This is a genomic window from Nodosilinea sp. FACHB-141 (genome assembly GCF_014696135.1).
GTDB lineage: Bacteria > Cyanobacteriota > Cyanobacteriia > Phormidesmidales > Phormidesmidaceae > Nodosilinea.
In genome coordinates, this window is record NZ_JACJPP010000007.1 from 42004 (window position 1) to 61295 (window position 19292).

Genomic DNA, 19292 nt, shown 5'->3' on the forward strand with positions numbered 1-19292 from the left:
AACGGCTGCATCTACAACCGCTCACTTTGCTTTTCGGAGGTGTTTACTGCGACTACTGAGCGTTTTGCCGGGCGTAGTCAAGGTTGGGTTGATAGTCAACCGCCTTTTGCTGGGCAGTAGCATAGTTGGGGTCAGAGGCCGGAACTCGCTGCATGAGAGCGATGGCTTGGGCCCAAGCGTCGGCTACCGCTTGCCACTGGGCTGGGGTACTGGCGGTTTGGGCCTGGTTGGCAGCGGTTTGGGCTGCATTAACTGCTTGCCTAAACAGCTCATCTTCGGGCACAGCAGCCGGGTCAACCGGAGGTGTAGCAGGCTCGGTGACTGCGGGGTCTCCCCCTGGAGTAGGCTGCCGCAAGCGACCGAGCACTCCGTAGAGCAGCAGGCCACCTAGAACCAGAGCCCCTACCAAGCCTAAAATCAAGCGTGTGGGCAAGCCTGACCTTCCGCCTGACCGGCGGACACTGCCGTCGTCATTAAACTGGTCTGGGGTGAGCGCTACGTGGGTAGAGGGGTCGGAACCAAACTCCTGAATGAAGTCGTCGGTGGCGTCGGGTTCGTCATCTGTTAAGACCACCCCATTGCGGTCTTGGATGAAGCCGTTGCTATCTAGGGAACTGTCGCTGAAGGCTCCATCATCAAAACCTTCATCATCAAAACCTGTGTTCCCGAAGCCCTCATCGGCAAAGCCCTCGGTGCCGAAATCGGTCTCAAAGCCTTCATCGCTTATCCCTGCGGACTCGAAGCCGGGTGCCTCAAACTCGTCGTTGCCAAACTCAACGGGCTCAAAGGCTGGATCGTCCGTGATGTCATCGTTAAGCAGACCAGCAGCCGGTACAGCTCCAGCAGAATAATCCTCCGGCTGCTCCAGAAAGGCAGCGTCGACGTCGCCAAGTTCGTTGGTCATAGCGAGGTCAGGCATAAAGTCGCCCTCGACGGTTTGGTCTAACTCCATGGTCGAGAAGGGCATATCGGCGTCGGCTTCAAAGCCCACCTCGTAGGGCTCAGCTGCAAAGGGATTTGAAGTGGTGTAGGGATCCTCAGCTTGAGCATCGAAGGTCAGTTCAGGATCAAAGCCGCTCTCCGGTTCAGCCCCAAAGTCGGCGGGAGAATCTAGGACAAGGTTAGGGTCGAAGCTGCCGTCTTCCACTGCCCAGGGTGGAGCATCGGCTGCGGAGAAACCTGAGTCGCCCTCTTCGGGTACAAAGGCATCTACGCCGAGGGGCTCTAGAACCAGATCGTCGGGACCGGCTTCTAGATCAAAATCGCTTGAGAAGGGAGTGTCTATCGCTTGATCACTCAGCTCGCCCTCGGCTAAGTCAAGGTCAATGGCGGCAAAGTCAGCGGTGCCCAAATCGTCGTAACTGCCTAGATCGTCATAGGTGCCCAGATCGGTATCAGGGTCGAGGGGTAGCTCGCCCTCGGCGCCAGCGGTGCCTAGATCATTGTAAGTACCTAAATCGTCGTAGGTGCCTAGAGCAGTATCAGGGTCGAGGGCCAGCTCGTCCTCGGTCAAGCCAGCAGTGCCTAGATCGTCGTAAGTACCTAGATCGTCGTAGGTGCCCAGATCAGTATCAGAGTCGAGGGTAAGATCAGGCTCGTCTGCACTCCAATCGCCGCCTGCAAAGGCAGCGGGTTCTGTGAGGTCTAGATCGGTAGCAGCGCCTAAATCCTCAAACGCTAACTCTTCTGGGGTCAACAGTTCGGGAGGTAGAGGCTCTAAACCCGCTTCTAGGTTTGAAGTGGTGCTGTCGGTGCCTAGATCGAGGTCAGGAAAGGCATCGACATCAAGTGTGTTGTCCTCAACTATTGGTGTTTCTGAATCAAATCCTTCATCCAACCCTAGATCCAAGTCGGTGTCGAACTCGGTAGCCGCTAAAGGATCTAACTCAGGAAAATCCAGGTCGTTGGGACTGTTCTCTCCTAGATCCAATCCGGTGTCGAACTCAGTGGCCGCTAGAGGGTCTGGTTCTGCCTCAAGAAAATCTAGGTCGCTGGGACTGTCTTCTAAATTGGTGAAATCGTCGGAGAGGACGGCGTCGCTACTCAAATCTTCGTCAAAGTTGATTGGGTCATCCATGCCAGACAAGTCGTCGGCCCAAGGGGTGGCAGAACTGTCTACTAGGCCTGCGGCGGGAGCGGTGCCCAGGTCTGGGCTGGCGTCGCTACTGCTCCAAAGGTCATCTAGATCAATGTCGATGTCAGGGGCTGTGGGGGGAGCCGCAGGGGTGTTGAGATCGAAGTCGAAGTCGTCGGCTGCGATCGCAGCCTGGTCCCCAACCGTCTCACTCAGTTCTGGGCCGCTCTCAAAGTCGAGACCAAAGTCTGCAATCTCCTCAGTGCCACTGTCGGCGGCCCATTGCTGGGCTTCTAAGTCTAAAGCGGCCTGATCGGCAGCGGCAAAATCTAGGTCCAGGTCGCTGGTGCTGGTGCTTGGGTCAAAGTCGAGCTCATCGCCCTCCCCGGTGGGCGCATCATTAAGACCAAGATCCAAATCCAACTCATCAGTAGTAATGGGTTCTTCGCCGCCTAGATCAAAATCTAGACCGGTGTCAGCCCCGACAGTGGGTGATGGGTCTGGGCCTAGATCCAGGTCTAAATCATCTTCATTGAAGCCAAGATCCAAATCCAATGCATCAGCAGTAGCGGGTTCTTCGCTACCTAGATCAAAATCTAGACCGGTGTTAGCCCCGGCAGTGGGTGATGGGTCTGGGCCTAGATCCAGGTCTAAATCATCTTCATTGAAGCCAAGATCCAGATCTAAAGCATCTGTAATAATGGTTTCTTCGCTGCCCAGATCAAAATCTAGATCAGTGTCAGCCCCGACAGTGGGTGATGGGTCTGGGCCTAGATCTAGGTCTAATTCGTCAACAGACGCTCCAGTGACTTCGTCGCCCATGCCTAAATCGAGGTCAAAATCGCTTGCTGAAGCATCTCCCTCAGGCGCATCAATGAAGTCTAGGTCAAGGCCTAGGTTATCTGGGGCGGTGGCGGGTGCCTCCTCAAGGCCTAGGTCAAAGTTCAGCTCAGTATCGGGTGCGGTGCTCGCTGAGTCTTCGGTAAAGCTCAGGTCAGCGGCGGGGGCATCAGCCAGGGCTAGGTCGAGATCAAAATCAGCAGCGGACTCGGCAGCGGCAGGCTCTGAGAACTCTAGGTCAAAATCTAGATCGGTAGCTCCAGCATCGCTCGGCTCTTCACCAAGACCTAAATCGAAATCAAGGTCGCTGGCATTGCTAGATGTGTCAGTAAACTCTAGATCGAGATCGCTGGCATTGGTAGAGGTGTCGGTGAACTCTAGGCCAAAATCATCGGTGGCCCCCAGATCGGCACCGGCTTCGGAGAGGCTGGTGTCGGTCAGATCGAGATCAAAGTCGCTGGCGCTATCGTCGGTAAAGCTCAGGTCAAAATCGGCCGGGGCATCGAGGTCGAGATTGCTAGGGCCATCGGTAAACTCTAAATCGAGGTCGGTACCGCCAAAGTCATCGCCCAAGGACGCGTCAAAATCGCCTAGCTGATCGAGGTCAAGGTCGGCACCATTGGTGCTGTCGAGGTCGAACCCGAGGTCGAGGTCATCACTGGTCGGAGTGGGCGCTAGACCTAGGTCAAAGTCCAGATCGCTAACCGGGGCGTCTTGCAGCACCAGGTTTTCGCTCCAGGCGCTGGTGTCAGCCCCCAGTTGTTTGCCGCTGACGGTCAGCTGTTGAATGGTAGCTAGCTCCAGCCCGGTAATGCCCTTTTTGACATAGGCAACCAGATCAGCCTGGTTGGGAATTTGGGCAGACTCTAGGTTCACCTGGAGGGTGCTGTCGTGTTGCACCACGTGGGCAGTGATACCTTGGGCCTCCAGGTGGCGATTCATCAGAGCCGCGATCGCCTCTGGGTCACCCTGACGGGCCAGTTGCAGAACAGTGGGGGGCGTATTAGACATAGGGGTCTATTGAATTCGATGAATTCAGCGCACAGGCCGGAGAATTCCCTATAGTATGCCCGCGGTGGCTGATATTGACACAATCATTGGCTCACAGGGCGTAAACCTGAGGTAATGTCGTCCCAAATGTTACGGATTTTGTTGATTTAGCTCCTGTAAAGCGCGCTCTAACTGCTGCTGGGCTTCGCCATAGCGCTGCCAATCGCCCTGCTGAAGAGCCTGCTGGCCGCTTTGGTACGATTCCAGCGCCGACTGCACCAGATCGGACACAGTGCTAGGCGGTGCCGGTTCGGTGCCGGGATCGACGGGAGCGGGCGGTGGGGCAACTGCATCGCCAAAGATGGTGTCTAGGCTTTGGTCGAGGGTTTCTCGCATCACCACGCGATCGTTGTAAGCGACAATCACTCGCCGCAGCTCGGGCAGTTCGCCCTGGTCGGCCCGCAAGTAAATGGGCTGCACGTAGAGCAGCGATTGCTCGACGGGGATTACCAGCAGGGTGCCGCGAATTACCCCTGAGCCCTGCTGGCTCCAGAGGGTGAGCTGCTCAGAAATTTCCGGGGTCTGGCTAATGCGGGCCTCGACCTGGGTGGGGCCAAACACCAGCTCCTGCTTCGGAAATTCGTAGAGCAGCAGCCGACCGTAGTTGTCGCCGTCGGAGCCGCCTGCCATCCAGGCGATCATGTTGTCGCGGTTGGCCGGGGTAAAGGGGAGAATTTGCATAAATTCCTCTCCCTCTAGCTGGGGCAGCTTCATGATCACGTAGTAGGGCTCCATGGGTTCCACGGCGTCCTCTTCTCCGTGTTCTGGAAACCGCCAGAGGTCTTCGCGGTTGTAGAAGACCTCTGGGTTTTCCATGTGGTAGGCCCGATACATCTGGGCCTGCACGGTGAAAATGTCCAGGGGATAGCGCAGGTGCTCGCGGTAGTTGGCGGGCAGCTCTTCGATGGGTTTGAAGAGATTTGGGAAAATCCGGCTGTAGGTAGCCAGCAGCGGGTCCTCGCGATCGCGAGCGTAGAACTCTAGAGTGCCGTCGTAGGCGTCGATAAAGACCTTGACGGCATCGCGAATGTAGTTGACGCCGTTGCGCATCAGGGGATTGGTGTTCTCCACCAGCGAAACCATGTCGGTGCGGCGGTTGAGGGGCTCGGAATAGGGGTAGCGATCGCTGCTGGTGTAGCCATCCAAAACCCACTTGATCCGCCCGTCGATCACCGCTGGGTAGGGGTCGCTGTCGTAGGTGAGAAAGGGAGCGACATGGCGCACCCGATCAGTAATCAGCCGATGGTAGTGAATCCGGGTTTCAGGGCTGAAATAGTTGGAGATCAGCACCCGCACGTTGCCCAGATCGAAGGCGTAGGCCAGCCGCCGCAGCCACGAATTGAGCGGCACGCCGCCCGCCCCGGTGTAGCGGTAAGACGCGTTGGTGTCGCCTTGGGGATAGTCAAACTCGTCGGTGTTGGCCCCGGTAAAGATGTAATTGCGGGTGCTTTCGCCGTAGTAAAGGCGGGGCTGGTCGAGGGGCAAATCGACGGTGCTGCTGGGGGGCACATTGCGAATAAAGAAATCAGGCAGCCCGTTGGGGGTCACCTGGTTGACCGGGCTCATCACAATCCCAAAGCCGTGGGTAAATTTGAGCTGGCGGTTGATCCAGTTTTGGGCCTCGGGGGGTAATTGCTCGACCGGCAGCTCGCGGGCCGAAATGGTGACCTGGCGGTAGTCGCCGTTGAGGGTGTAGCGGTCAACATCCACATCCTCAAAGTTGTAGTAGAGGCGAATTTCTTGCAGCTGCTTGTAGGTGCTGAGCAGCGGAGCGTAGTCCCACAGGCGGATGTTGCCGATGGTGGGCTCGTTGGCGTCGAGCACAGCGCGATCGAGACTGTTGTTGGCGGGGAAGGGCTCTGACACCACGCTGGTAAGGTTGTAGGCCGCGCGGGTAAAGGCAATGTTGTGCTCGATGTAGGGGCGCTCCATGGTGAGCTCGTTGGGCTCAACCACAAAGTTTTGCTGAAACCAGGGATACATGCCGTTGACCAGCACCAGCACGCCCAGGTAGATCACAATGCCAAAAATCGGCAGCGAAAAGCCGCTGCGCCCCAGGGCAATTAGAAACAGCGCCGCCACCGCCAGGGTGACAAACCCCATCAGCCAAAAAGACTGGAGCCGAGCATGGACATCGGTGTAGCCCGCGCCGAAAATAACGCCGCTGTCGGAGTAGAGTAGCGAAAAGCGATCGAGCCAAAAGCCCACCGCCAGCAGGGCCGCGATCGCCGCCAGCAGCAGACACAGGTGAGCCTTGGCTTCCCCCGTGAGAAAGTACTTCCAACCGCGCTCGGGGCGCACCTCACCCTTGAGGGCATACACGGCACTAGCCAGCAGCAGCGACCACACCAGCAGGCCCAGTAGATTGTCTTGCAGCCCCTGCCACAGAGGCAGCTTAAACATATAAAAGCTGATATCGCGCTGAAAGATGGGGTCAGGGGTGCCAAACTCGGTAGGGTTGAGAAATTGCAGCACGGTCTGCCAAGCCGAAGCCGCTCGCAATGCCACCCCTAGCGAGAGCAGGAAAACCAGCCCTGCCACCCCCAAATGGGTGAAGCGTTCGATCTGCTGGCGCTGAACTGGGTTGCTGTAGCGGCTTAAAAATCGGTAGACGCGATCGCGGGTTAGCTGCCGCGCGATCTGGTAGTTGGCCCACAGCACTCCGCCGTAAACGACAAACGACCCCACTCCCAGGGCCAGCTGCCACTTAATGCGTACCCAAAACACCGATGCGTAACCCACCGACTCAAACCACCATGACTCGGTGAGCAGATGCACTAGGCTGCTCGAAAAGACCAGCAGCAGAGTGATTGCTACCAGCCAGGGCAGCAGTCGACGGGCCTTAAAGGATTTAGCAGGGGAATAGGTCACAGGTATGGCAGGTAGGGGCAGAGTGCAGTCGGGCAAAACCTCTAAACATAGCGCCTGAAGTGCCGTTGCTTCTAAAGTCTAGCGATCTGACTGCTGAGACAAGTCGCCTATGTCCCCAGGCTTAACCTTTTTTTAGGACGGCGATCGCGTTGATGGCCTCTGCGTTGGCTAAACCAACCCTGCCTACCGATAGATTGTCCTACCGTCATGCTTGGGTTGACCTGCGATCGCAATAATATCTCCCCAGCCAATTGTCAACTTTTAATAAGCCCGTGCGGAATGCCCGTAATTTCACGGAAGTTACCTGGGAAACCTAACAGGCAATAGCCCTCCCACGGTGCCCCATCTATGAGCGAATACACAGGCATGACCCCCACAGTCATCATTGGCGTGGGGGGCACTGGCAAAGAGATTCTGATCAAAATTCGCCGCATGATCGTGGAGCAGTATGGCTCCCTCGACGCCCTGCCGATCGTCTCGTTTTTGCACATTGACACCGAGCAAAATGCCAAGGTTTCCGAAGCCCAAACGGTCTTAAAACAAGATATTTCCCTGCGACCCATCGAGCAGGTGTGGGCCAAGGTCGAAGATGCCAAGGCCATTCTCAACAAGCTGTCGGCCTACCAATATTTAGACGAGTGGTTCCCCAGCGAGCTCAAGGGCACCGACTCAATTTTGTCTGGAGCGGGGCAAATTCGCGCCCTAGGGCGGTTTGCCTTTAGCCTCAACTACCCCCTGATCAAGGACTATTTCACTAAGGCCAAGGGGCGCATCGTCGGCCACGAGAAATTCATGCTCGATCGCTGGAAGGTGCAGCTCGACAAGGGCATCAACATCTTCGTGGTCTGCTCGCTCTCCGGCGGCACCGGCTCCGGCATGGTGATGGACCTGGCCTACAACCTGCGCGACTGGGTGCCAGTGTCAGAGCTGCCCCAGACCAGTGCATTCCTGGTGCTGCCAGGGGCCTTTTCGGGATTGGGCGATCGCGTCATTGCCAATGCCTACGCTGCCCTGATGGAGCTGAACCACTACAGCCGCGGCGACACCCGATTTGATGCTCAGTACAGCGACAGCCAGAGCGATCGCATCACCAGCCAGAGTGGCCTCGATGTGCCCTTCAACTTCACCTACCTAGTGGGCAACAGCAACGACAAAGTCACCTTTCCTACCCTGGGCGACGTGCTCGAAATGGTGGCCCAGAACGTGTTTCTCGACTTTAGCTCCGGCTTTAGTCAGTACAAAAAGCTGGTGCGCGACAACGTCCGCAAGCACTGGGCCAGCCCTGACGCCTTGGGCTATCCGCAAAATTTCATGAGCTTTGGCCTCTCCAGCATTCAGTTTCCGGTGGAACGGGTGCTGAACGCCTGCTCGGCCCGCCTGGCCGCCAAACTAGTGGACTGGTGGAGCAACCCCACGCCCGCTCCTGCGGCGATGTCCGACCTGATTCGCACCGAAATTCTCCCCGGTCTGTTTCTAGCCGAATCAGAGCATGACCACCAGGTGATCGACAGCATCAGCATGGGCGACAACAAAAAGCCCTACGCCAAGGAAGTCGCCGACTGGGTGGCGGGGGTGCGCAAGCGCCGCAACGACCTGAATATTCCCTTTGAGAATTTGCAGCGGTTTATTTCCAACGAGCAGGAAAAATATTCTCCCCACTTCAACGACACCGGCACCGACCCCAAGCGCTGGAGCGACTACTTCCAGAAAATGTGGGACAACCTCAGCTGGCTAATCCCCGAAAAGCGCAAGGAGCTGCGCGCCGCGGTCTACCTGATGGTGGAAGATCGCTTCCGGGGGCCAAAGTTCACCCGCCAGTTTCTGGAAGTCTTGATTGAGGTGTTTGCCGACTTTCGCAGCAAATTTGACCAAGACCGACAGAAATACTGGCTACCCCGCGAGCGATCGGCCCAAAACGCCCTGCAAACCCTGCTGAAGCAGATCGACGACCACGCCAAGCAGATGATGATGCTCAACCGCAAGAAAGTCATCGAAGACGACTTTCAGGGCATTATGCAGGCCCTAGAGCAGATTTACGTCTCTAAGGTCGAGGTCAAAGCCCGCACTTTGGGGGTGATGCTGCTCGACGGCCTGCGCGAAGAAATTGACCAGCTCCTGGTCGACCTCACCGCCTTTGAGACAGTGCTGAGCAACGTCCAGGTCGAGCTGAAGGATAAGGAGCGCGTCTACACCCGGGAGACCGGCGGCCTGACGGTCAACGGCATTTTGCTTTACGACGAGAAGGAAATCGACGCCGCTTACCGCAAAACCGTCGCCGACCAGGAAGAAACCCTCTGCCAAACCCTCTCCCAGCAGGTGCTCGAAGAACTGCGGGTGCGCCTGTTTGACCTCTACCCCTACGACGCCCTCAAGACCAAGGACCTCTACGAGCGGTTGCTGGGTCAGGCGATGGATGTGTTTCGCCGCCGCAGCCAGCTCGACATCTCCACTGCCCGCAAATTTCTGGAGCAGTACCCTACTGTTGAGATGCAGGAGGCCCAGATCAAAACCACCTTCGAGAAGTCGGAAGCCTTTTTGCGCCTCAGCCAGGAGCAAAAGAAGCTGGGCTGGGACGACAAGCTAGAGAAGTACCAAAAGCTGGTTGGCATCCAGGGCGGCAGCAAGCCTACGGATCCAGCGGTCTCAGCCCTACTGCCGATGATTCGCAAAACTAGCACCGTCACTGACAAAGAAATTCGTCCCCTCAACGACCCCTACCACATCTACTTTGTGCAAGAGACAGGGGCCTTCCCCCTGCGGCTGATCGAGGGCATGGAGCGGATGCGATCGCTCTACCGCGCCGTCAGCCAAGCCGACCATAACCCCCTGCACACCCACCAAGACTATCGCCAGTTTGGCGACGTCATGCCCGAAACCAGCAACGAGCGCCAGGCTCGCTACAACCTGATGCTGGCCAACGCCCTGGGTCTGGTGCGCCGCGAAGACAACCGCGTCACCGGCTTTGCCGAGGTCAAATTTACCTACCGCGACAAGCTCACCGGCTTTGACAAAACCGAGGTCATGGGCGCCACTTGGGAAGAAGCGGAAGACTTTTTGCTCACCGACCAAAACCGCCGCTTGACCGAGACCCTAGACAACGCCATTCGCGCGATCGGCGAACAGGCCGCCACCAAACCCCAAAAGCAAGCCCTCTACACCCAGGTAATGACCTACCTGCAACAACAGGAGCAAACGATTCCGGGCGGCTCCGACAGCGACGACTACAAGCGCATCCAGGCCGCCATTTCCAACTTCGTCACCACCCACCGCCTCTTCATCCCCTCGGATGCCCCCGCTACCCCCTCACCCACTACTCCACCACCCGTCACGACATCACCGTCTCCCGCGCCGCCGCCTCCCGCCCTTGATTCCGAGAACTTAGTCAAATACGCCAAGCTAGTCGAGACCTGCTACCGGCGAGGCAATCCCTCGCCCACGGAGCTAGAACTGCTGGAAAAATTTCGGGTGAAGTACGGGGTCTCGGTGGCCGATGCCAATGCGATCGCCGCCCAATACCAACCCCAAAACACCATCGAGCAAGCCGCCGCTGAATATGGGTTGATGTTCCGCGCCTTCCTCGACAACGACGGCGAAGTTGACCTAGAAGAGCAGGCCCAACTGCTCGACCTCCAGGAAGAACTCGGCCTCACCAACGAACAGGTTGCCACCATCGAAGACAACGTGCGCGCCGAAATGAACAGACCGTAGGCAGAAAGTTTTGAATGTTGAGTTTTGAGTTCTTGGCATGTCCTAACTGGACAGCGCGCTAGCAGAATCCGACGAAACTCTCTTTGGTGTTGGGTTTCACTCCGTTGTACCCAACCTACTCGACTGCTTAAACTCAAAACTTAAAACTCCTCCCACAACCCATCCACTCCCTACCCATTCACCCATTCGCCATGACCGACAGCTTCAACCACGTCACCTGCCCCAAATGCGGCTACGAAGAAAACACCACCACGGCCCAGAAGTGTGAAATCTGCGGCCAACCCTTGAAAAAGAGTAAGTCCATAGCTCCCATCATCGCGGGGATTGGGGCGGCTATCTTTCTAGCAGCACTGGGCTTTACGGGCTACAACGCCTTTGTACGCAAAGATGCGCCGCAGGCTCCGGTTGCGGTGCCGACTACCCCCGCCGATCCCGCCGCCGCTGACTCTGGCACAACCTCTACTGCCGCTACACCGACGACCACCCTAGGCCAGCCTGCTGATGTGGCTAATGCTCTGAGCTGGGGCGATCGCGTCCTCTTTACCGATACCTCTAATGCCGACATGCAAGCCGGGGCTGCCGCCTACGCTTCGGGTGACTATGCCGCAGCCGCTGCTCGCTTTGAGGCTGCCCGTCAGGCCGTTCGCAACGACCCCGAAGCGCTGATCTACCTCAACAACGCTCGGATTGGGGCTAATCCTGCCTTGGGCCTCGCTGCGGTGGTACCCATTGGCGACAGTCCCAACACCGCCCGCGAGCTTCTACGGGGGGTAGCCCAGGCCCAGGATGAGGCGATCAAGGCTGGCACCCCCGTGAAGGTGCTGATTGCTAACGACCAGAACAATGCCGGTCAGGCTGCCGCGATCGCCAATGCTCTAGTCCAAGACCCCGATGTTGTTGGCGTCATCGGCCACGGCACCAGCACTACTACCTTGGCGGCCGCGCCCGTTTACCAGCAGGGGCAGCTACCAATGATCTCCCCTACCAGCACCACCACAGAGCTGACCACAGTGCCCAGGGAGGGTGGCAATTTTGTGTTTCGGGTGATTCCCAGTGATCAGTTTACGGGCACCACCCTGGCCCGCCACATGCTCACCCTGGGCAAGAGCAAACCCATCGTTTACTACAACTCCCAAAGCTCCTACAGTAAGTCGCTGCAAGATGCGTTCTCCACCACCTTGGGCCTAGAAGGGGGACAGGTGGTTAAACTGGTTGATCTCTCCCAGGGCAATCCAACGACGGAGCTGCAGGGCAGCGGGGCTGATGCCGTAGTGCTGCTGCCCGACTCGGCCACCTTTGATGCGGCGATCGCAGTCGCCCAGCTCAACAATGGCCAGCTGCCGGTGCTAGCTGGCGATGCTTTCTATCGCATTGATGCTCTAGAAAAGGGCGGGGCCAGCCTCACCGGCACCGTAGTCACCGTCCCCTGGCATCCGCTCAAATCGGCCCCACCTTTTGCCCAGACTGCCTCTGGCCTCTGGGGTGGTGATGTCAACTGGCGCACGGCCCTCAGCTACGACGCGTTTCAGGTGTTGAGTTCAGCCCGCACCGTAGGAAACGTAGCTCCCGACAGTGGTACCTCAGGGCGAACTGCGCTCGGTCAGGCTTTGGCCACGCAAGGGTTTTCCGCCAATGGATCAACAGGAGCAATTAACTTTTTGCCGTCGGGCGATCGCAATACCACCGTCCTGCTAGTCGAGGTTAAACCCGGTACCCGCTCAGGCACCGGCTTCGACTTCGTGCCTCTGCCGTAGAGGGGTAGGGAGTAAGGAGTAAGGGGTTTAAATAAACTTGAGAAACATTGACCCCTTACCCAACCCATCTACCCCTTACCCATCTACCCCCCCAAGGCTGCCGCGTCGCGCCCGCATGCGCAAAAATTCTCTAGGTAGCCCGCCGTCTCTAGCTTTCAGCTCTAAATCGGCTGCCCTGTTCCTAAAACTGGCTGGTTGAGCAGATCTGGATCTCTCCAATACAGGCAAGCAATTCCCAAGAGCAGGAGTAGCGTTGCTCCCAAAAGCCATAGGGGCCAGCGGAGCTGAGCGTTGGGAGGCAGGCCCATAACAACCTCATATCGCGTTTTGCTAACTCTACCCTGGTCTAGAGCAGCCCTGAGGAAGTTCTCTACACAAGGGCTCAACAACGGCGCGGGCGCAGGTTGTTACAATTTTTAAGGGCTTTTGAAAATGAATTTTGCCCTAACGCTGACGTTATGAGGCTCAAGCAAGATAATGGCGATTAATTGCGCAGTAGACTGTAAAGACGGCTGTGTGCTGGGGAACGACTGCCCCAACCTGAAATACACCGCCGAAGCGACAAAATTTATTTCGGACACCTCCCTTGATGAGATGCTTGAAATGGCCGACGAGGCCGTGCGACGCAGAATGATGGAGCGTGCCTCTCAGCCGCCTAAATGGGTACTGCCGGAGGATTAGACGACTCTGACAGGCTAGTTTGCGATCGCCCCATACTGGTCACAAGGTAGCCCTGTGCTATCGTGTGACAAGCAAGTTGTTAGTTGCATTACCGGCTTGGCTTAGTCCTTAGTTGAGTACATCTCCTTGATAACTTTCTACTTTTTCTCTCTCTATTTGGAGATGTATCCATGTCGATTTATGTAGGGAATTTGGCCTTCAGCGCCACCCAAGACCAGATCACCGAGGTCTTTGCTGAATACGGTGCTGTCAGCCGGGTTAGCCTGCCCACCGATCGTGAGACCGGTCGTCCTCGTGGTTTTGCCTTCGTCGAAATGGAAAGCGAAGCCGATGAAGACAAAGCCATCGAGGCCCTCGATGGTGCTGAGTGGATGGGGCGCGACCTCAAGGTCAACAAAGCTCGCCCCAGAGAGTCGCGTGGCGGTGGTGGTGGCGGTGGCGGCGGTGGCTGGAATAATAGCCGCGGTCGCTAGATAACTGGGTATGGCCAAAGCTCTTGGCCATACCTTAGCCTACGGGCTTTCGAAGTGGGGTATCGCGCTCAGCGATATTCAGTGGTTTTAGGCTGACGCTACTAGAGCGCTGCTTTACCCGCGTTAGCAAATTTTTAGGAGAACTAATGGCCCAGGTTGTATTGGGAGAAGACGAAAACATTGAATCGGCCCTACGACGCTTTAAGCGAAAGGTTGCCCGGGCCGGCATTTTTTCGGATATGCGAAAAAATCGCCACTTTGAAACCCCGATCGAAAAGAAAAAGCGCAAGACCATCGCTCGCCAGAAGCAGCGACGTTGGGGTTCAAAGCGCTAAGCGCTCAACCCTGATTCAGAGTCTGTAGTCCAGTGACCAGCTGATGCAGGTGATGGGGCTTATGGGTAGCCATAACCGTAATTCGTAGTCGGCTTGTGGGCACTGTGGGCGGGCGTACTGCTGCCACCCATAGCCCAGCTGACTGTAGGTGTTGGCTAGCCGTCAAAATTGCCTCTGCTGATGCACCCTCTAGGCAAATAATGGGCGAAGCCGAAGGCAATCGCCGCAGCCCAAAGGGAACTACTGCTGGCTCTGTCAAGATTTGATCAATTTGTTGAATCAAGTGATTCACCTGGTGCCAGAGCATTTCGCGGCGCCAGGTTTCTTGCTGAATAATTTTTACCGCCGCTAGGGCCGCCGCTGTATCTGCTGGCGATAGACCCGTAGTGTAAATCCAGCTGGGGGAGCGGTTGCGGAGGAAGTCAATGAGTACAGTCGACCCGGCTACGTAGCCCCCTAGGCTGCCCACAGCCTTACTGAGAGTACCGACTGTGACTAAGGGGCGTCCGGTACATCCTAGGTGCTCTACGGCCCCCGAGCCGCGCGCGCCAAATACTCCTGTGCCGTGGGCCTCATCCACCAACACCATCGCGTGGTAGTTCTCCGCTAGGTCAAGAATGGCCGCTAGCGGGCACAGGTCGCCATCCATACTAAATACACTGTCGGTGGTAATCAGACAGCGGCGATGGCGATCGCGATACAGTTTCAGCAATTCCTCTAAGTGGGCAACGTCACCATGGCGATAGTCTAGGGCGTTAGCACCGCTAACTTTGCCCCCGGACTTGAGGCTGGAGTGGTTGTATTCGTCGCCCAAAATTAGGTCTGGGCTGCCGACTAGGGCCGCGATCGCCCCCATGTTGGCCAGATAGCCCGAGCTAAAGACGATCGCATCTTCAGTGCCCTTGAGAGCGGCGAGCGCCTGCTCTAGTTCCCCATGCAGCTCTCGATGGCCGCTGAGCAGCCGCGAACCGGTGCTGCCGGTGCCGTAGGTCTGAATGGCGGCGATCGCCGCCTCCGCCAGCCGAGGATCGCTGGCTAGTCCCAGATAGTCGTTGCTGGCAAAGTTGATTAGAGTTTGCCCCTGCCGCTGCACCACGGTCCCGGTCATGCCATAGACAGCCGCTACGGTTCGATAGCGGTGGGCGCGGTGCAGGGCTGCCAAAGATTTATCTAGCCAAACGTAGGGGTCGGTACCCATAGACGAGCGATTACATCGTTAGACTTTGCTGCGATAGTGCGGTCATGCGCTGATGGCGACGGCGCTGCCAAATTTTAGGAATGACGCGCATACGGCGTTTGAAGGTGTTCCACTCCTCCGCACTCAGCGCAATCTGCTGCCAGGCTGGTCGAGCGAGCAGCTGTTTAGACCAGTGACTCAATCGAGGATAATCGGCCAGCGCCACTCCCAGATCCGGTACCCTGTGAACTACAGTTCCAGCGACGATTTCTGCCAGCGTAAATTGCTCGCCCGCGAAATAGCAGCCGTCACCCAGCAAATTCTCCAGAAAACTCAGCGTATTCCTGACCCGTAGCTGAGCATATTCTATCTCAGCCGATTTTCGGTCCGAGCGCTCGTTGTCAATCAGCAGCTTAAAGACCCCCGGCAGCAGTTCGTTGAGCGTCAGCATCTGCACCATACGAACCCTAGCTAAAGCCGTTGCATCCCTGGGCAACAGCGCTATGTCGGAATAGCGAGCTTCTAAATAATCCAAAATCGCCATCGACTCAATGACGCGAAGATCGCCATCTTCCAAGACCGGCACATGGCCAAAAGGGTTGACAGCCAAAAACTCAGGCTCAAACTGCTTGCCGCTCAAGTCAACTGGTGCCAACTCAAAGGACAACTGCTTTTCAATCAAGGCGAGCCACACCGGACGGGCATAAACGGATGGCCGGGCGTAGTAAAGCTTCAGCATGGGTACAGTTCCTTAATGAAAATAAAAAAAGACCGATCGGTCTGTTTGTGCGCAAAAAAATTAGCCGGGCGTGGCTAGCTGCTGTTGAACATAGGTTCTTAAATGGGCTAGAGCTTGTTCTAAATAGGCGGGGTCATCGTACAGCTTGCTGAGCATGATGCCTCCCTCAATGGTGGCAATCAAGATCGTCGCTACGGTTGCAGCGTCCACGATAGGTTGCAGTTCACCGCGGGCAACGCCTTTGTCGACGATGCGTTCAATTAGCGATCGCCAGTCATTCATCGCCATCTGAGTTTGCTTTCGTAGCGCCGGGTGGGCATCATCGCTCTCCACAGCCGTATTCAGCAGTGGGCAGCCGCCCTGCACTGGTGGATCCTCCAAAAACCGTTCGTAGACGCTGAGAATAGCCATCAACCTGTCTACAGCGTGTCGCTTGCCCTTCAAGGCCCCCATAAATCGCTGCTGGATGCGCTGAACTGCGAAGTCAAAGGCCTCTAAAGCCAGTTCATCTTTGCTGCGAAAGTGGTTATAAATCCCTCCCTTTTGTAAACCTGTTACCCGCATCACATCAGACATCGACGCTCCTGCGTAGCCCTGCTGGTTAAACAGAGCTGCCGCCTGCTCGATGATATGCGCCTTGGTAACTTGAGCTTTTGACATCTAAAAAAGACTGATCGGTCTGATTTAAGCTACCAGCAATTTTCTAAGAGAGCAAGGATCAGCTGGGTGTGGAGACAATAGACCAAACACTGGGAAATTGCCATCCGAAGAGGTTTTTGTCTTCTTCTTGTCTGTATAGCTGTTGAGAGGTCGAGCGAGTTAACCCCAAGTAATTGCCTGGGGAATGCTTAATCTTGAGGAATCCATTGTGGATTCCATACCACCTCCCAAAGGTGGCCGTCTGGGTCTTGAAAATATCCTCCGTAACCACCCCAAAACGTCTCCTGGGCAGGTTTAACGATAACTGCACCGGCGGCGGTTACCTGTTCCATGACGGCATCAACTTCTGCTCTAGAGCCTACGTTGTGCCCTAGGGTAAACTCCGTTGAGCTGGGCTTGCCTCGCGACAGCCCGGTGTCATGGGCGATACTCTCGCGGGGCTAAAGAGCAAGTCTGAGACCCGACTGAAGATCGATGAAGACAACGGCTCCAAACTCAAACTCCTGGCCTACGATCCCTGCGGTCGAGAGGCCGAGGCCATCTCGGTAAAAACGCAGCGATCGCTCCAAATCAGCCACGCCAAGGGTGACGACTGTGATGCGTGGTTGCATGGTGCCTTTGAGCTAACCCTCGGTTACTGACCTGATAGGGCTTTCTGAGTTTCTTCTGAGGTCAGCTTCAGCACAATCACTCCTAGAGGTGGCAGGGTCAGATCCAGCGAATAGGGTCGGTTGTGGAACGACCAATCCTCAGACCATTTGCCGCCCAGATTACCCATGTTGCTGCCACCAAAGTCGCGGGCATCGCTGTTGAAGAGCTCTCTGTAGTAGCCCTGCTCAGGCACGCCTACCCGATAGTGGCTATGGGGCTGGGGCGTAAAGTTGCACACCACCACCACAAAGTCATCGCTGCCCTTGTCGCGGCGAATAAAGGCCACCACGCTGTGGCGGTTGTCGCTACAGTCGATCCACTCAAAGCCAGCTTGGTCGAAGTCTTGAGTAAACAGAGCCGGTTCACTGCGGTAAAACTCGTTGAGCTTACCCATAAAGTGCTTAAGGCTAGCGTGGGCCTGATGCTGAAGCAGGTGCCATTCCAGGTCGCCCCAGACATTCCACTCGCTCCACTGGCCAAACTCCATGCTCATAAACAGGGTTTTTTTGCCCGGATGCATGAACATGTAGGTGTAGAGGCAGCGCAGGTTGGCAAACTTTTGCCACTCATCCCCCGGCATTTTGCCTAGCATATTGCTCTTGCCGTGCACCACCTCGTCGTGGGACAGCGCCAGCATAAAGTTTTCAGTAAAGGCGTACCAAATACTGAAGGTAACGTTGTTCTGGTGGAACTGGCGGAACCATGGATCCATGTTGAAGTAATCCAACATGTCGTGCATCCAGCCCATGTTCCACTTGAGGTTAAAGCCTAGCCCGCCCACGTAGGTAGGCCAAGAGACCATTGGCCAAGCGGTTGATTCTTCTGCGATCGAAAGCACTCCAGGGAAGTAGGTAAACAGCACGTGGTTTACCTGACGGAGAAAGTCTGCCGCTTCAATATGTTCGCAGCCGCCGTAGTCATTAGCCACCCACTCTCCATCTTTGCGGAAGTAGTTGAGGTAGAGCATGGAAGCTACCGCATCAACCCGGATTCCGTCGATGTGGTACTTCTCAAACCAAAAGATGGCGTTGGCCACCAAGAAGTTGCGCACCTCATTGCGACCGTAGTTAAACACCAGGGTGCCCCACTCTTTGTGCTCGCCCTTGCGGGGGTCAGCATGTTCGTAGAGGTGGGTGCCGTCAAAGAATGCCAGACCGTGGCCGTCTTTGGGAAAGTGGCCTGGCACCCAATCGACAATGACGCCGATGCCGTTGGCGTGGCACTGGTCGACAAAGTACATAAAGTCTTCGGGCGTTCCATAACGAGAGGTGACGGCGTAATAGCCGGTGACCTGGTAGCCCCAGGAACCATCGAAGGGGTGCTCAGCGACGGGCAGTAGCTCAATGTGAGTAAACCCGAGCTCTTTGATGTAGGGAATCAGCCGATCCGCTAGCTCTCGGTAGGTGAGGAAACGCGCTCCGGGCTTGAGCTCAGCTACCGTAACGACTGGTTCTGGACTGCCGTCGGGGCGTAGGGCGGGGCTAGCCGATGACTCGTGCAGCCAGGAGCCGACATGCAGCTCGTAGATCGAGACTGGCTGGGTCAGAGGTTCGGTCTGGCGACGCTTTTCCATCCAGTCAGCATCTTGCCAGGCGTAGCTATCTAGATCAGTGACAATAGAGGCGGTTTTGGGTCGAATTTCTTGCTGAAAGCCGTAGGGGTCAGATTTTTCGTAGATGTGGCCGTCGTGGTTTTTAATCTCGTACTTATAGTGGGTTCCAACGTCTAACCCAGGAATAAATAGGTCCCAGATGCCGTTAGAAAGGCGGCGCATCTGGTGTTTGCGGCCATCCCAGTAGTTAAAATCGCCCAATACCGATGCGTTACGAGCATTGGGAGCCCACACGGCAAAGTAAACGCCCGTGACGCCCTCGACTTCGGTGAAGTGTGCACCTAGCTTTTCGTAAATGCGATGGTGGTTGCCTTCACTAAAGAGGTGGATGTCAAAATCGGTGATGGCACGGGTTTTGAAGGCGTAGGGGTCGTAGATGACATGGGTATGGTCACCGATGACGTATTTAAGCTGATAGTTAGCCAGATCTTGAACCTGCAGCACGCACTCAAAAAAGTGGGGGTTATGGTTGGGCTCCATAGGCACTTCTTTGTGCTCTTCTGGCAGTACGACCCAGGCTTTTTCAGCTTGGGGCAAATAGGCCCTTACGGCCCAGACCGTTTGACCATCTTGCTGCACCATGTGCGGCCCTAAGATTTCAAAGGGGTCATGGTGCTGGTTCCAGACAATCCGGTCAATCTGCTCAGCGTCAACGGTTGCAGGCATG

The 19292-nt window shown here is 56.3% G+C and carries 11 protein-coding genes and 1 pseudogene; 5 read left to right on the top strand and 7 right to left on the bottom strand.

What is annotated here, in order from left to right; genetic code table 11:
* Positions 1 to 52: 52 nt before the first annotated feature.
* Complete coding sequence (locus tag H6F59_RS03715; RefSeq protein ID WP_190695290.1) at positions 53 to 3925, bottom strand: hypothetical protein; 3873 nt, start codon at positions 3923 to 3925, stop codon at positions 53 to 55.
* 129 nt (positions 3926 to 4054) lie between these two features.
* Positions 4055 to 6835: a UPF0182 family protein gene (locus H6F59_RS03720; protein WP_190695293.1), complete on the bottom strand. Its 2781-nt coding sequence runs from the start codon at positions 6833 to 6835 to the stop codon at positions 4055 to 4057.
* Positions 6836 to 7183: 348 nt separating this feature from the next.
* Between H6F59_RS03720 and H6F59_RS03725 the strand changes: the two genes are divergently transcribed.
* From H6F59_RS03725 to rpsU, 5 genes are all read left to right on the top strand, one after another.
* Positions 7184 to 10543 carry a tubulin-like doman-containing protein gene (locus tag H6F59_RS03725; protein ID WP_242021258.1) on the top strand — a complete coding sequence of 1120 codons (3360 nt, stop codon included), beginning with the start codon at positions 7184 to 7186 and terminating at the stop codon, positions 10541 to 10543.
* Positions 10544 to 10734: 191 nt separating this feature from the next.
* Complete coding sequence (locus tag H6F59_RS03730; protein ID WP_190695296.1) at positions 10735 to 12297, top strand: ABC transporter substrate-binding protein; 1563 nt, start codon at positions 10735 to 10737, stop codon at positions 12295 to 12297.
* Positions 12298 to 12774: 477 nt separating this feature from the next.
* Positions 12775 to 12978 (top strand): hypothetical protein, encoded by a 204-nt coding sequence (locus H6F59_RS03735; protein ID WP_190695298.1) that lies wholly within the window; start codon positions 12775 to 12777, stop codon positions 12976 to 12978.
* A 170-nt stretch (positions 12979 to 13148) separates the two neighbouring features.
* Positions 13149 to 13451: an RNA-binding protein gene (locus H6F59_RS03740; RefSeq protein WP_190521610.1), complete on the top strand. Its 303-nt coding sequence runs from the start codon at positions 13149 to 13151 to the stop codon at positions 13449 to 13451.
* Positions 13452 to 13597: 146 nt separating this feature from the next.
* Entirely contained in the window at positions 13598 to 13786 is a 189-nt protein-coding gene (gene rpsU, locus H6F59_RS03745; RefSeq protein WP_073608157.1) for a 30S ribosomal protein S21, read from the top strand.
* Between the two features lie 4 nt (positions 13787 to 13790).
* Here the strand turns inward: rpsU and bioF are convergent, their stop codons facing one another.
* The 5 genes and pseudogenes from bioF to glgB all read right to left on the bottom strand — a co-directional run bounded on the left by bioF (position 13791) and on the right by glgB (position 19291).
* The gene (gene bioF / locus H6F59_RS03750; protein WP_190695301.1) at positions 13791 to 14984 is read right to left on the bottom strand and encodes an 8-amino-7-oxononanoate synthase; all 1194 of its coding nucleotides are present in this window, start codon (positions 14982 to 14984) and stop codon (positions 13791 to 13793) included.
* A gap of 10 nt (positions 14985 to 14994) precedes the next feature.
* Positions 14995 to 15702, bottom strand: a complete 708-nt coding sequence (locus H6F59_RS03755; protein ID WP_190695304.1) for a glutathione S-transferase family protein — start codon at positions 15700 to 15702, stop codon at positions 14995 to 14997.
* A gap of 60 nt (positions 15703 to 15762) precedes the next feature.
* The gene (locus H6F59_RS03760; RefSeq protein WP_190695307.1) at positions 15763 to 16362 is read right to left on the bottom strand and encodes a TetR/AcrR family transcriptional regulator; all 600 of its coding nucleotides are present in this window, start codon (positions 16360 to 16362) and stop codon (positions 15763 to 15765) included.
* A gap of 188 nt (positions 16363 to 16550) precedes the next feature.
* A pseudogene (locus H6F59_RS03765) lies at positions 16551 to 16973 on the bottom strand (VOC family protein).
* Positions 16974 to 16996: 23 nt separating this feature from the next.
* On the bottom strand, positions 16997 to 19291 hold the full coding sequence (gene glgB / locus H6F59_RS03770; RefSeq protein WP_190695310.1) for a 1,4-alpha-glucan branching enzyme: 2295 nt from the start codon (positions 19289 to 19291) through the stop codon (positions 16997 to 16999).
* Between the last annotated feature and the right edge of the window lies 1 nt (position 19292).

What these genes read in the sequence shown, in the direction of transcription:
- H6F59_RS03755 (WP_190695304.1), bottom strand. Translation starts at nt 15,702, where the DNA reads ATGCTGAAGCTTTACTACGCCCGGCCATCCGTTTATGCCCGTCCGGTG.
- H6F59_RS03730 (WP_190695296.1), top strand. Translation starts at nt 10,735, where the DNA reads ATGACCGACAGCTTCAACCACGTCACCTGCCCCAAATGCGGCTACGAA.
- H6F59_RS03725 (WP_242021258.1), top strand. Translation starts at nt 7,184, where the DNA reads ATGAGCGAATACACAGGCATGACCCCCACAGTCATCATTGGCGTGGGG.
- glgB (WP_190695310.1), bottom strand. Translation starts at nt 19,291, where the DNA reads ATGCCTGCAACCGTTGACGCTGAGCAGATTGACCGGATTGTCTGGAAC.
- bioF (WP_190695301.1), bottom strand. Translation starts at nt 14,984, where the DNA reads ATGGGTACCGACCCCTACGTTTGGCTAGATAAATCTTTGGCAGCCCTG.
- rpsU (WP_073608157.1), top strand. Translation starts at nt 13,598, where the DNA reads ATGGCCCAGGTTGTATTGGGAGAAGACGAAAACATTGAATCGGCCCTA.
- H6F59_RS03740 (WP_190521610.1), top strand. Translation starts at nt 13,149, where the DNA reads ATGTCGATTTATGTAGGGAATTTGGCCTTCAGCGCCACCCAAGACCAG.
- H6F59_RS03760 (WP_190695307.1), bottom strand. Translation starts at nt 16,362, where the DNA reads ATGTCAAAAGCTCAAGTTACCAAGGCGCATATCATCGAGCAGGCGGCA.
- H6F59_RS03715 (WP_190695290.1), bottom strand. Translation starts at nt 3,925, where the DNA reads ATGTCTAATACGCCCCCCACTGTTCTGCAACTGGCCCGTCAGGGTGAC.
- H6F59_RS03735 (WP_190695298.1), top strand. Translation starts at nt 12,775, where the DNA reads ATGGCGATTAATTGCGCAGTAGACTGTAAAGACGGCTGTGTGCTGGGG.